Here is a 13436-nt window from a genome sequence, read left to right as displayed (position 1 = left end):
TGTTACTAATGTGGTCCGCGAACATACTACGCAGTAAACATGACATTGTCCGCAACGGGTGCCAAAATAAAACCCATGACCTACAGCTTCAAGCGCGCATTTTCGTCCTCTGCCACTACGCCCGAAGGCGAGGTAGCGGCAGACCTAGCCAAAGATCCCAAGACTGTGGCTTCCATGTTTGACCAGGTGGCACGCCGCTACGACATTACTAACGATCTGATGTCGGTGGGTCAGGATCGACTGTGGCGGCTGCAGACGCGTAAGAAGCTAAACCCCAGGGAGGGCGAACAGATTCTGGATTTGGCGGCGGGCACCGGCACGTCCACCGTCGAATATGTAAAGAGCGGTGCGGATGTAGTGGCCTGCGACTTTTCAATCGGCATGGTTACCGAGGGCAAACGCCGTCACCCGGACATAGATTTTGTTGCCGGTGACGCGACCGCGCTGCCTTTTGCGGACAATAGTTTTGACGCGGTGACTATTAGCTTCGGGCTGCGCAATGTCAACGACACGGTCAAGGCGCTGTCCGAGATGCGGCGTGTGACTCGCCCTGGTGGGCGCATCGTGATCTGCGAATTCTCTAGGCCCACCCTTGGAGGGTTCCGCCAGCTCTACAACTGGTATCTGCGGCACGTCCTGGTGCGCATTGCGAAGAGGGCGGGATCGAATAACCCGGCCTATGCCTACCTTGCCGATTCGATTATTGATTGGCACGACCAGCCGACGCTGGCGCGGCTGATGCGCGAGGCCGGATGGGAGAACCCGCAGTGGAAGAACCTCACCCTTGGCATCGTGGCCTTGCATTCAGCTGTAAATCCGGCGTAGTTATTGCTGCTATTTCGCAGTATTTCGAAAATCTAAAAACCTCTAATAAACAACATCGCCCTTGCATAAAGTGGGCAAGTGTGCTGGGGGTGGGCACTCTATCAGGGGCCTGTTAACAGGGCATACGCCCACCCGGGGCGGCCAAAGAAGCTTCCGAGTAATCTGACAGCTGATATTTGCGCATTTTCGCAGATATTGGCTAGGAAAGATTAGACAAAGGAAACTACTTTGGGGTTGAACAAGAACCGCGTCCAAGCTGACGCAGTTGTTGTGGGCGCCGGCCCGGCAGGGGCATCGGCAGCGTTTTATCTCTCGCGCGCCGGCCTTAATGTAATTGTTCTGGAACGCGCGGTATTTCCTCGCGACAAGACCTGTGGTGACGGCCTCACCCCGGCCGCCGTGGTGGAGCTTTTGCGCATGGGCATTAATCCGCGCAAGAGCCCTGGCTATCAAACGAACGAAGGCCTGGTAGTTATAGGGGCCGAAAATAGGGTAGAGCTGCCGTGGCCCGAGCAGGCAAGCAGGCCGGGATTTGGTTCATCGCGGCCGCGCATCTCTTTAGACCAGTCCCTTGCAATGCATGCGCGTACCCAGGGGGCCAAGGTTTGGGAAGGGTGCAACGTCACCGGCCCAATTGTCGAGGGCGGACGCGTAGTGGGCGTGCAGGTTGCCCGAAAGGCGGATCCGCTTGCGGGGCCTACCGCAAAAGATCAGGAACTCTTTGAGGCGCTCACTCCTAAAGAAGCTTGGCCTAGCGAGGGCGAGCGCCAAGCTGCCACTGCTGATCGGGAGCAGGTGAGCCAGCTTCCCACCGAGTTTGAGGTGCGGGCGCGCCTGGTTGTAGATTGCGGTGGCGTCGCTGCGAAACTTGCCACCAGGGCAGGGCGAATCAAACTCGAAAACCGGCCAATGGGGGTTGCCGCGCGTACCTACTACCGCAGTGAGCGCGCCAAAGAAGCCAATATGGAATCCCAACTCGAACTCTGGGATGGCAAGCCGGGCGAATCCAACCTGCTGCCCGGCTACGGGTGGATGTTCCCGCTAGCTGGCGGCGTCGTAAACGTGGGCCTCGGATCCGTGTCATCGACCTCGGCCGCCACGAAGCTGCCCTACAAACAGATCTTTAAATCCTGGACGGCTGCTACGCCCTCGCAGTGGGGCTACAACAGCGAAAACCAGATTGGGCAAATGAAGTCTGCGGCCCTGCCCATGGCGTTCAACCGCAAGCCGCAATATCAAGGTGGGCTGGCCCTGATTGGGGACGCGGCCGGAATGGTAAGTCCATTTAATGGCGAGGGCATCGCCCCTGCTCTTGCTGCCGGACGGATGCTCGCCGACGCGGCAACGCAAGCCTTTGCTCGGACCGGCGAAGCGGCCTTCGATTCGGCCATGGAAGCATTTGTGCAACACATGAGTGACGAATGGGGCGGGTACTACCGTCTCGGAACCGTGTTTGTGAGACTAATTGAACGTCCAAAAATTATGCAGGCGTGTACTCGCTATGGACTGCCCGTAGACCGCCTTATGGTCGCAGTTCACAAGCTTTTGTCTGACGGATACGAACGGCATGGCGGCTCAATCGACGATCGAGTAATTGCTTTTTTGGCAAGGCTGGTGCCGAAAGTATGACGTGTATGATTTACCCTCGAATAAAAGACGCATGCGTACGAGTCTGCGAGCTCGCTGTGCATGAACTGTCGCGAATAAAGATGGAGGCAAGATGTCGCAGTTTCTGATCATGGCTGCCGCTGCGCTAGTACTAGCAATCGGTGGTCTGGTGCTGTCGGCTTTCCTGGGAACGAAGAAGTTTTCGCGCACTAAGGAACAAACGTACGAATGCGGCATCGATCCGATCGCTGCAAAATCAGCCCACGAAGGTAGATTCCCGATTAAGTACTACTTCGTGGCAATGACCTACATCGTGTTCGACATCGAAGTCGTCTTCCTTTACCCGTGGGCAGTTTCGCTGAACAAGTTCGGTGCCCTGCCCGATGGGCAACGCCTGGGGCTGATCTCCCTGGCCGCAATGATGATCTTCCTAATACTGCTCGTGGTTCCCTACATTTACGAATGGCGCCGCGGCGGACTTGACTGGGACTAGGAAAGGGTTGAAAATGGCTGAAATTGGTGGCCGCCGCGAGCAGATGGAAAATGATCTGCCGAACGGTTTCGCAATTACCTCAATGGAGCGCCTGGTAGGCCTAGCCCGGAAAGCATCGGTATGGCCCGTCACTATGGGCCTCGCCTGCTGCGCGATTGAAATGATGTCTGCGGGCACCCCGCGCTACGACATCTCTAGGTTTGGCATGGAGGTCTTCCGTGCTTCGCCCCGCCACGCAGACCTAATGATCGTTTCTGGACGAGTAGCCCACAAGATGGCGCCTATTATTCGCAACGTCTACGATTCGATGCCCGAACCGAAGTGGGTTATCTCTATGGGCGCGTGTGCCTCCACCGGCGGCATGTTCAACAATTACGCGGTAATTCAGGGCTGCGACCACGTGGTTCCCGTGGATGTGTATTTGCCCGGCTGCCCGCCGCGGCCAGAGGCGCTGATCAATGCGATCTTGGTTCTTCACGATCAGATCCACTACCAGGAGCCGCTTACTGAGAAGCGTCGCCGCGAAGTAGCCCGGTTGGCCGAACAGGCCGCCCTCGAAGCTACCCCCACTCACATGCAGAAGGGACTGCTGGCATGAGCGAAAACAATATTGTTCCCTCCTCGGAGCAGGCAGGCGCAGAGCGCGCCAAGCCCGGTCCGGAACTGGTGGGCACCAGGCAGGGGTTATTCCACGTAGCCGACGCCGGCGACACCACCGGCTTTGGGGGCCTGGAACAGAAGATCTTCCTTCCCGGCGAATCTGCTCGGCCCTACGGTGGCTGGTTCGATGCCGCCGTCGACGCCCTTGAAGAAGACATCCGCGAGGCCGGACTGGAAGTTGGCAAGGTTATAGAGCGCGTTGTTGTCGATCGCGACGAACTGACCCTCTTCATCAGCAAGGAACACATCGTCCAGGTGTGCAAGATGTTGCGTGACGACCAGGATCTGCGCTTCGAAATGTGTCTAGGCGTCAACGGAGTGCACTACCCGGCCGATGCTGGCAGGGAACTACACGCCTGCTACATGCTCCTGTCCTTCACCCACGGCAGGCAGCTCCGTCTGGAAGTCACCTGCTCCGAAGAAGATCCGACCATCCCTTCGGTGGTTTCGGTGTACCCCGGCAACGACTGGCACGAGCGCGAAACTTGGGACCTTATGGGCATCGTGTTCACCGGTCACCCGTCTCTTACTCGCACGGCGCTGCCCGATGATTGGGTAGGTCATCCCCAGCGCAAGGATTATCCACTAGGCGGCATCCCGGTTCAGTACAAGGGCGCCACCGTTCCGCCCGCGGACGTACGGAGGTCTTACAACTAATGTCGCATTCAACACCTCTTTACCAGGCTGCTCCTCCCGTCATTGATGACGAGGAACTGCCAGAGTTCACTTCCTCTGGTGGCGACTGGGACGAAGTTACCCAGCAGATTGAACAGCAGTCTTTACACGAGAAGCTGGTAAACGAACGCATCGTTGTGAACCTAGGCCCGGTTCACCCCTCCACCCACGGGGTGCTTCGTCTGATCGTCGAAATTGATGGCGAGATCGTGCGCAAGGTACACGTGGGCACCGGATACCTACACACCGGCATCGAAAAGAACATGGAATACCGCACGTGGGCGCAAGGTTCCACCTTCTGCACGCGTATGGACTATGTGGCGTCGATGCTGAACGAGGCGGCCTATGTGATGGCGGTCGAAAAGCTGATGGGCATCACCGATCAAATTTCGGAGCGCGCCCGGTTAATTCGCGTGCTGATGATGGAGCTCACCCGAGCGGCCTCGCACATCGTGGCCATCGGCACTACCGGTAACGAGCTGGGTGGCACCACGCTAATGACCATCGCTTTCCGTGGCCGCGAAGAGATCTTCCGCATCTTCGAACGCGTCACCGGGTTGCGTATGAACAACGCGTATCTGCGCGTAGGCGGGGTGGCCCAGGACCTGCCCGCTGGTACTACAGAATATGTGCGCGATCAGCTTCCGAAGGTGCGCCGCGATCTTGGCGAGCTGGAAGACTTAATCATGGATAACCCGATTTTCAAGTCGCGTTTCCAGGGCGTTTCTTACATCTCCCCGGAGGCAATCTTCGCTATGGGCCTTACCGGTCCGTCCTTGCGCGCCGCAGGTTTTGCCTATGACGTGCGCAAAATGATGCCTTACAGCGGCTATGAAACGCTCGATTTTGATGTGTGCACGCAGGAAACCTCTGATGCCTACGGTCGTGTGCGCGTGCGTTTCGACGAGTGCTACCAGTCCTTCCGCATCATTGAGCAGGTGCTCGATCGGCTGGATCAGTGCGAGGGCGAGCGCGTGATGGTAGAGGACAAAGCAATTGCTTGGCCGTCGCAGCTCTCGGTGGCAGCCGATGGGCAGGGCAACTCGCTCGAGCACATCCGACACATCATGGGAACCTCCATGGAGGCTCTAATCCATCACTTCAAGCTGGTTACTGAGGGCTTCAAAGTCCCGGCTGGACAGGCCACCCAGATCATTGAACACGCGAAGGGCATCATGGGTTGCCACGTGGTTTCGAATGGCGGCACTCGCCCGTATAGAGTCCACTTCCGCGAACCCTCCTTCTCGAATCTGCAGTCACTTTCGTTGCTTGCCGAGGGCGGCATGATTTCCGACCTCATCGTTTCGCTGGCATCGCTAGATCCGGTATTGGGAGGGGTTGACCGCTAATGAGTAAGTATTCATCCGAGGTCGAAGAAAGGCTGCGGCGTGAGGCCCAGCAGATCATGGACCGTTACCCAAAGGGGCACCAGCAGTCGGCGTTGATCCCGATGCTGCACTTGGTTCAGTCCGAGGACGGGTTTGTTAGTGCCGATGGCATTGCTTTTTGCGCGCAGATGCTAGAGCTCTCGCGCAGCGAGGTTTCGGCGGTTGCCACCTTCTACACGCAGTTCAAGCGTCACCCTGCCGGCAAATATAACGTTGGCATTTGCACTAACGCTCTGTGCGCGGTGCTGGGCGGGGATGCCATTTACGAGGCGGTCTCGTCGCAGCTGGGAATCGGCACTGACGAGACTACTGAAGATGGAAAGATCACGTTGGAAGCAATCGAGTGTAATGCTGCTTGCGATTATGCTCCGGTGGTCATGGTCAATTGGGAGTTCTTCGACAACCAGACACCGCAGTCCGCATTGGACCTGGTTGAAGACATCAAGGCAGATCGACCGCTTCATCCCACTCGCGGCCCGGAGGTGTGCCCGACTTTCAAAGAGAACGAACACCTGTTGGCGGGGTTCTTGGATGGCCACCAGCACGAAGGTCCTTCGGCTGGGGAACCTTCCACGTTGGGCCTTCGCATTGCCCGGCAGAAGGGCTGGAAGGCGCCGGACAATCAGCAGGCAATTGCCGCTGCTGAGGCGGAGCGAGCCAAGGCTGAAAAAGAAGGGGAAGAGGACAAGTGAACGGCATAACCACTGACACTCTGACGCCTATCCTCACCGAACATTGGGGCGAGGACCGGTCGTGGACCCTTGAGCACTACCTGGCTCACGGGGGTTATGAGGGGCTGAAGAAGGCCCGGACAATGAAGCCCGAGGACGTGGTGAGCGCGGTAAAGTCCTCCGGTCTGGCCGGCCGTGGCGGCGCAGGCTTCCCGGCGGGCATGAAGTGGTCCTTCTTGCCTCCTGACGACGGCGGCCCGCGGTACCTAGTAGTAAACGGCGACGAATCGGAGCCGGGCACTTGCAAGGACATGCCGCAGATCATGGCCAATCCGCACTGTCTGGTAGAGGGCATGGCCATTACTTCCCATGCTATTGGGTGTAAGCAGGCCTTCTTGTACTTGCGTGGCGAGGTAGCCCATGTGTACCGGCGCATCCTGTCGGCGATTGCCGAGGCTGAAGCTGCCGGCATTCTTGGGGAGCTGAAGATCGTGGCGCACGCCGGTGCGGGCGCTTACATCTGCGGCGAGGAAACTGCGCTGTTGGATTCTTTGGAAGGAAGACGCGGTCACCCAAGGCTGAAGCCGCCCTTCCCGGCCGTTTCGGGCCTCTACTCGCGCCCGACTGTGGTGAACAATGTCGAGACCATCTCGCAGGTTCCCGGCGTCTTCAAGAACTCGGTTGACTGGTACGCCTGCATGGGCACCGAAAAGTCCCGTGGGCATGGCATCTTCTCGATCTCCGGGCACGTGAAGAACCCGGGCCAGTTTGAGGCTCCGCTGGGTATCACCATGCGCGAGATGCTAGAGATGTGCGGGGGAGTACGCGAGGGCCACGAACTGAAGTTCTGGGCCGTTGGCGGTTCTTCGGCTCCAATTTTCACGCCTGAACAGCTAGACGTGCCGTTGACCTACCAAGATGTGGCGGCTGCTGGTTCGATGCTGGCAACCCGTGCAATTCAGGTCTTTGACGAGACGGTATCTGTGGTTCGCGTAATCGCGCAGTGGATCGATTTCTACCAGCATGAATCTTGCGGTAAGTGCACGCCGTGTCGCGAGGGCACTTACTGGCTGAAGCAGATTATGCACCGCCTGTTGGAAGGCAAGGGGCGCCCCGGCGATATCGAGCTGATGGAAGACATCTGTTCAAACATCGGCGGTAGGTCTTTCTGCGCCCTCGGTGATGCGGCCGCTACCCCAATCCCGAAGTCCCTCAAGTACTTCCGGGAAGAATTCGAGGCCGGCTACCGCACTCCCGCCTGGGAGCTTTTCCCCTACGAAGCATCCACCAAGTTCAGTGAAGGAGGCGCCCGATGAGTGAAGCGAGCGAGTTGATCACTATCCAGATCGACGGGCAGAGCGTCGAAGTCCCCAAGGGGACGCTGATTATCAGGGCTGCTGAAAAACTTGGGATTCACATTCCTCGTTTCTGTGACCATCCGCTGCTAGACCCGGCTGGTGCCTGCCGGCAGTGTCTTGTAGAGGTGGCAATGCCGAACCGGTCTGGCGAAGTTTCAAAGATGCCTAAGCCGCAGCCGGCTTGCACCATGACGGTGGCTCCAAAAATGGAGGTTTTCACCCAGCGCACTTCTGACGTGGCCAAGAAGGCCCAGCACGGAATTATGGAGTTCCTGCTGATCAACCACCCCTTGGACTGTCCAATCTGCGATAAGGGCGGCGAGTGCCCATTGCAGAACCAGGCAATGTCGCATGGGCAAGGAGAATCGCGTTTCGGCGAAGCTAAGCGAACCTTCCCCAAGCCGGTGTCGCTGTCGTCTACTGTGTTGCTAGACCGCGACCGCTGTATTCTGTGCCAGCGCTGCGTCCGGTTCCAGAAGCAGATTGCGGGCGACCCGTTTATTGACTTGCAGGGGCGCGGCGGCGGTTCCTCCCCGCGCGATCACCATGTGTTCATGGGGGAGCAGATCGGCCGCTTTGATACCAAGAGCCTCGGCATCGCTTCCGAGGATTGCTGTGGTTCCACTGCTGCGAATGCTTCCAAGATTTCTGGTCCTAGCGGGCAGGCTGGTGCCGCCCAGGGCTTCCACACGGGTCAGATCGTACCGGCTGACGAAGATCAGTCGGGTCGCCGTTTCTCTAGTTACTTCGCCGGCAACGTCATCCAGATTTGCCCGGTGGGTGCGCTGACTTCTGCCACCTACCGGTTCAGGGCTCGCCCCTTCGACCTGGTTTCCACGCCAGCTGTTACCGAGCACGACGCTTCCGGTGCGGTCATCCGCAACGACGTAAGGCGCGGCAACATCGTCCGCCGCTTGGCGGGGCGCGATATGGACGTAAACGAGGAATGGATTTCTGACAAGGACCGTTTTGCCTACCAGTGGCAGTTTGGCGAGAACCGCCTGTCCATGCCGCTAGTGCGCGAGGACGGAAAGCTAGTTCCGACCTCGTGGGCAGATGCTTTCGACAGGGCCGCCCAAGGTTTGGCTAAGGCAAAGAACCCGGCATTGCTGCCAGGTGGCCGCCTGACCTTCGAGGATGCCTTCGCGTGGAGCAAATTCGCCCGCGTCGCACTGCGCACTAACAACGTTGATGCCCGATTCCGCACTACCGGGGCCGAAGAAGAAGCATTCTTGGCTTCCAGCATTGCGGGCAGCGGCCTGGACGTAACTTACGCCGACATCGACAAGTCCGAACAGGTGCTTCTTGTAGGGCTGGAGCCCGAAGATGAGTGCGCCACCTTGTTCCTGCGCTTGCGCAAGGCATCCCGCAAGGGACTGAAGGTCGCAACCGTGGCGCCGATCTTTACCAATGGCTCGGCCAAGATGGGGGCTGTGCACGTTCCTGCCGCTCCTGGCACGGAACCGGAAGTGCTTGCTTCTATACAGAAGGACGCGGAAGGTGACCAGTCGCATATCGCGGAAGGTCTTACTAATGGCGTCATCTTCGTAGGCGAACGCGCCGCCCAGGTTCCCGGATTGCTAACCGAAACCGTCAAATTGGCCGAACGTACCGGCGCAAAGCTTGCGTGGGTACCTCGCCGAGCCGGGGAAAGGGGCGCTTTGGAGGCTGGACTCGTGCCTTCGATGCTTCCCTTCGGACGCGCAGTCGCCGATCCGGCAGCGCGCGCTTCGCTAGAGCAGCTGTGGGATGAGGTACCGGCAGGTGAAGGCCTTGATTTGGCCGGAATCTTGCAGGGCGCATCGACCGGCGAGGTCGACGCCCTCGTAGTGGGCGGGGTAGATACCCGCGACCTGCCCGGCGATGCTTTGGCAGCCATCAAGAATGCCGGCTTCGTCGTAAGCCTCGAGGTGCTGCAGACTCCTGTTACCCAGATTGCCGACGTGGTTTTGCCCGTGGCACCGGTTGCCGAGAAGGCTGGCACGTTCATCAACTGGGAAGGTCGACTGCGGCCGTTCGGACAGGCACTGTCCACCCCTGCGATGAGCGATAGGGAAGTGCTAGACCAGTTGGCCACCGAGCTGGAACGGCCAATTGCTTTTGCTTCCCTGCGCGACGTGCACGCCGAAGCTAACCAGTTGATGAACTGGGAAGGCAAGAGGGCGCTGCGCCCGCATCAGGCGCCAGCGGCGCTGGCGGCTCCCGGTGCTGGTCAGGCCGTGCTGGCAACGCACAAGCCGCTGCTCGACCACGGTGTGCTGCTAACCGGCAACCCTGCCTTGGCAGGAAGCGCCCGCCGCTCTGTGGCATGGGTACCGAAGTCGTTCGGCATTGCCGAGGGCGCACGGGTAGACATCTCTACCGAAGCGGGAACCATCACCCTGCCAGCGCACGTGTGCGACATGGTTGATCGCGTGGTCTGGTTGCCGCAGTGCTCTGACCGCTCCCACGTATACGAAACCTTAGGCGTCGGAAGCGGCGCTGTAGTAAGCGTTACTGCCTCGGAGGTGACCCGGTGAACGCTCTAACAATGTTCTCGACGGCAGGCCATGAGGTCCAGCCGGCAGATTTTAGCCAAGAGACATGGTGGCTGACTCTTATCAAAGCGGTCTTCATCATTGTGTTCTTGCTGATCACAGTCATTATGGCGCTGTGGGTGGAAAGGCGTGGTCTTGCTCGCATGCAGACTCGTCCTGGCCCAAACGTCCACGGTCCGCTGGGCTTGCTCCAGGCAGTGGCAGACGCGGTGAAACTGCTAGTCAAGGAAGACTTCAATAAGCAGGGCGTGGATCGAATCCTGTATCTGGTTGGTCCGTTGGTTGCGGCATTTAGCGCCTTCATGGTGCTAGCGGTAATCCCGTTCGGCCCCAACGTGAATATTCTTGGCCACTCCACTCCGTTGCAGCTGATGGATCCGTCGATCGGCGGCCTTTACATTCTGGCCATTGCCTCATTGGGGGTGTACGGCATTATTCTGGGCGGCTGGTCTTCTAAGGGCACCCTGCCACTGCTAGGCGCAATGCGTTCGTCGGCTCAGGTCATCAGCTACGAACTAGGCATGGGCATGGCGATGGTGACGGTATTCATCGTCTCTGGTTCCATGCGCACCTCGCAGATCGTGGCGGCCCAATCGCCAGTGTGGTGGATCTTCGCCCTCATTCCGGCAGCATGCATCTATTTCATCTCCTCGGTTGCCGAGATCAACCGTCTGCCGTTCGACCTTCCCGAATGTGAGGGCGAGCTGGTAGCCGGCCACGAAACGGAATATTCCTCGATGAAGTTCGCCTGGTACTACCTGGCCGAATACATCAATATGTTCAACGTCTCGTGCGTGTTTACCACCCTGTTCCTGGGCGGTTGGCGATTCCCGTTCGGCGACCACATTCTTGGCGGCGTACTAAACACCGGCTTCTTCCCAATGATCTGGTTCATCACCAAGATGTGGGCCGTGGCCTTCTGCATCATTTGGGTTCGCGCAACTTTGGTGCGTGTGCGCTACGACCAGCTGATGAATCTGGGTTGGAAGGTGCTTCTGCCCATTTCGCTTGGTTGGCTAGTAATCGTGGCGCTGATGCGCGGAATCAGCTTGTACGCGAACGTCACCCTTACCCAGCTGCTCATCGGTATCGCCGTAATATTCCTGATCGCGCTGGTCATCATCGGATTTACCGGGCGCGAAAAGAGGGCGGATACCGGTCCCGAGAAGCCATTTGATCCGATGGCAGGAGGCTATCCGGTGCCGCCGCGCCTAGGCCAACAAATGCCTGTCAGCCCGCGTGCCGGTCGCGCAGAAGTAGCCCTTGCTACCGCAGGGAAGGAAGATGAACCCAGTGAGTAAACGAAATCCAACCCGCGAGGACATGCGTTACGAGCATGATCCTAAGGGCCCACTAGGGAAGCTGTTTTCGCCATGGGCAGGATTCGGAGTAACCATCTCCTCGTTCTTCCGCCCCACGGTAACGGAACAGTACCCATTCGAGGGACCTTATGTGCAACCTCGTTTCCACGGCAGGCACCGCCTAAATAGGTATGCCGACGGCCTAGAAAAGTGCATCGGTTGTGAATTGTGTGCATGGGCATGCCCAGCCGACGCCATCTTGGTCGAAGCCGCGGTAAACCGGCCCGACGCGCAGTATTCGCCCGGGGAACGCTATGGGCGCGTTTACCAGGTGAACTACCTCAGGTGCATTTTCTGCGGCTACTGCATAGAGGCATGCCCCACTCGAGCACTCACCATGAGTAATGACTTCGAGCTGGCAGAACAGCACCGCGATCGGTTGATCTACGAAAAGGATCAGCTGCTGGCTCCGATGCAGGAAGGCATGCTCGCTGCTCCGCACCCGATGGTCGAAGGTACTACCGACTCGGACTACTACAAGGGAGCCGTCTCCGGTCCGACTCAGGCACAGATCCAGTGGGTAGAGCAGAAGCGCCCTGACGATCCCACACTCAAGACTGCTAAGGCGGTAAAGGAGGAAGCACTGTGAACACGCTCTTACCGCTAGCGGCGCAGTCCATCAGCACCGGCGAGACGGTGATGTTTTGGGTTGCTGCACCACTGCTGGTGCTTGCGGCCCTAGGGGTGGCCCTATGTCGCAAGGCAGTCCACTCGGCAATTTGTATGGTGGCAGCAATGCTGATTCTGGCTTTGCTCTACATCGAGCAGGGCGGACTCTTCCTGGGTGTCGTCCAAGTAGTTGTCTACACGGGCGCAATCATGATGATGATCTTGTTCGTGGTCATGATGGTGGGCGTGTCGGCCTCCGATAACTACCGAAAGTCTACGGCTTCATTGAGGTGGTTCGCATACTTGGCCGGTGCAGTCCTAATTGCGCTACTCACTTGCGCGATCGTCGCCTCGAAACTTCCGGCGGTGGGCCATCTTGCCGATGCTAACGGAGCCGATAATCCGGTCGCGGTTGGCATCTCAATCTTTACCCAGCACACTCACACGTTGGTACTCGCCGACGTGCTGCTGATTACCGCGGTGGTTGGTTCGATGTTGCTGAACCACGCAGATCGACTGGCTCCCAAGGCAGACCAGCGGCACACGTTGGCAGCACGCTGGAACGCATGGCGTACCCGCGGCACCCACATCGGTCAGTTGCCCGCGCCTGGCGTTTACGCCTCCACTAACGCGGTGGACGTACCTGCGATCTCCGGTGAAACCGGCGAGCCCATTGAGGCGTCGGTATCGCGCGTGCTGCGTGCCCGTGGGGAAGCTAGGACCCTTTCAACTGTTGAACCTTCCGCCTCGACCGCGCTGCGCGAACAGCGGCACGGCGACAAGGCAAAGGGTCTGCACGGACGCGAAGCCACTCAGGCCGTGGGTCGCTCTGGAGCCTGGGGGATGCCTGGGCAGTCAGCTCCCACAGGTCTTATGCAGCCCGGTAAGCGCGAGGTCGAAAAGGCCCACTCGCAAACCGTCGAGGGAAAGGAAGGTGAAGACAAGTGAGTCTCACCAACTACATCGTCCTGGCGATAGTCCTATTTGCCATTGGCGCTGTCACCGTGCTTACTCGACGCACCGCACTGATCGCCCTCATGGGGGTCGAACTGATGCTCAATTCGGTGAATCTTATGCTCGTCACTTTTGCGCGCATGCACAACAACATCGAAGGCCAGACAATGGCGTTCTTCGTGATGGTTGTTGCTGCTGCCGAAGTAGTGGTCGGGTTGTCCATTGTCGTATCGATCTTCAAGACCAGGCGCACCACTTCCGTTGATGCGCTGAACTTGATGAAGAACTAGGAGGCTA

13 protein-coding genes are annotated in these 13436 nt (G+C 58.6%); all 13 read left to right on the top strand.

The window, feature by feature from the left end:
• The first annotated feature begins 39 nt into the window (after nucleotides 1-39).
• The 13 genes from AC1EKG_RS07045 (at nucleotide 40) to nuoK (ending at nucleotide 13429) form a co-directional block, all read left to right on the top strand.
• A complete protein-coding gene (locus AC1EKG_RS07045; RefSeq protein WP_004807349.1) occupies nucleotides 40-825 on the top strand; it encodes a demethylmenaquinone methyltransferase in 786 nt (261 codons plus the stop codon).
• Between the two features lie 228 nt (nucleotides 826-1053).
• On the top strand, nucleotides 1054-2454 hold the full coding sequence (locus AC1EKG_RS07040) for an FAD-dependent oxidoreductase (protein WP_004807350.1): 1401 nt from the start codon (nucleotides 1054-1056) through the stop codon (nucleotides 2452-2454).
• Between the two features lie 91 nt (nucleotides 2455-2545).
• Nucleotides 2546-2926 (top strand): NADH-quinone oxidoreductase subunit A, encoded by a 381-nt coding sequence (gene ndhC / locus AC1EKG_RS07035; protein WP_004807352.1) that lies wholly within the window; start codon nucleotides 2546-2548, stop codon nucleotides 2924-2926.
• 13 nt (nucleotides 2927-2939) lie between these two features.
• The gene (locus AC1EKG_RS07030) at nucleotides 2940-3524 is read left to right on the top strand and encodes an NADH-quinone oxidoreductase subunit B (protein ID WP_004807354.1); all 585 of its coding nucleotides are present in this window, start codon (nucleotides 2940-2942) and stop codon (nucleotides 3522-3524) included.
• A complete protein-coding gene (locus AC1EKG_RS07025; protein WP_004807356.1) occupies nucleotides 3521-4243 on the top strand; it encodes an NADH-quinone oxidoreductase subunit C in 723 nt (240 codons plus the stop codon). The genes AC1EKG_RS07030 and AC1EKG_RS07025 overlap by 4 nt, the downstream gene beginning before the upstream one ends.
• Nucleotides 4243-5610, top strand: a complete 1368-nt coding sequence (locus AC1EKG_RS07020; protein WP_004807357.1) for an NADH-quinone oxidoreductase subunit D — start codon at nucleotides 4243-4245, stop codon at nucleotides 5608-5610. Before AC1EKG_RS07025 ends, AC1EKG_RS07020 begins: the two co-directional genes overlap by 1 nt.
• Nucleotides 5610-6341, top strand: coding sequence for an NADH-quinone oxidoreductase subunit NuoE (gene nuoE, locus AC1EKG_RS07015; protein WP_004807359.1), 732 nt, complete (start codon nucleotides 5610-5612; stop codon nucleotides 6339-6341). Before AC1EKG_RS07020 ends, nuoE begins: the two co-directional genes overlap by 1 nt.
• On the top strand, nucleotides 6338-7636 hold the full coding sequence (gene nuoF / locus AC1EKG_RS07010) for an NADH-quinone oxidoreductase subunit NuoF (RefSeq protein ID WP_004807360.1): 1299 nt from the start codon (nucleotides 6338-6340) through the stop codon (nucleotides 7634-7636). Before nuoE ends, nuoF begins: the two co-directional genes overlap by 4 nt.
• Nucleotides 7633-10197, top strand: coding sequence for an NADH-quinone oxidoreductase subunit G (locus AC1EKG_RS07005; protein ID WP_004807362.1), 2565 nt, complete (start codon nucleotides 7633-7635; stop codon nucleotides 10195-10197). Before nuoF ends, AC1EKG_RS07005 begins: the two co-directional genes overlap by 4 nt.
• Nucleotides 10198-10208: 11 nt before the next feature.
• Nucleotides 10209-11516, top strand: a complete 1308-nt coding sequence (gene nuoH / locus AC1EKG_RS07000; protein ID WP_040315340.1) for an NADH-quinone oxidoreductase subunit NuoH — start codon at nucleotides 10209-10211, stop codon at nucleotides 11514-11516.
• A complete protein-coding gene (nuoI, locus tag AC1EKG_RS06995; protein ID WP_004807365.1) occupies nucleotides 11500-12165 on the top strand; it encodes an NADH-quinone oxidoreductase subunit NuoI in 666 nt (221 codons plus the stop codon). The genes nuoH and nuoI overlap by 17 nt, the downstream gene beginning before the upstream one ends.
• Entirely contained in the window at nucleotides 12162-13133 is a 972-nt protein-coding gene (locus tag AC1EKG_RS06990; RefSeq protein WP_004807368.1) for an NADH-quinone oxidoreductase subunit J, read from the top strand. The genes nuoI and AC1EKG_RS06990 overlap by 4 nt, the downstream gene beginning before the upstream one ends.
• Nucleotides 13130-13429 carry an NADH-quinone oxidoreductase subunit NuoK gene (gene nuoK, locus AC1EKG_RS06985; RefSeq protein ID WP_004807370.1) on the top strand — a complete coding sequence of 100 codons (300 nt, stop codon included), beginning with the start codon at nucleotides 13130-13132 and terminating at the stop codon, nucleotides 13427-13429. The genes AC1EKG_RS06990 and nuoK overlap by 4 nt, the downstream gene beginning before the upstream one ends.
• Nucleotides 13430-13436: the final 7 nt, after the last annotated feature.

The sequence above is a fragment of the Winkia sp. C0117E2 genome, assembly GCF_056590455.1.
The sequence above is the reverse complement of the archived record's forward strand: the minus strand, read 5'-3'. Positions and strand labels throughout refer to the sequence as shown.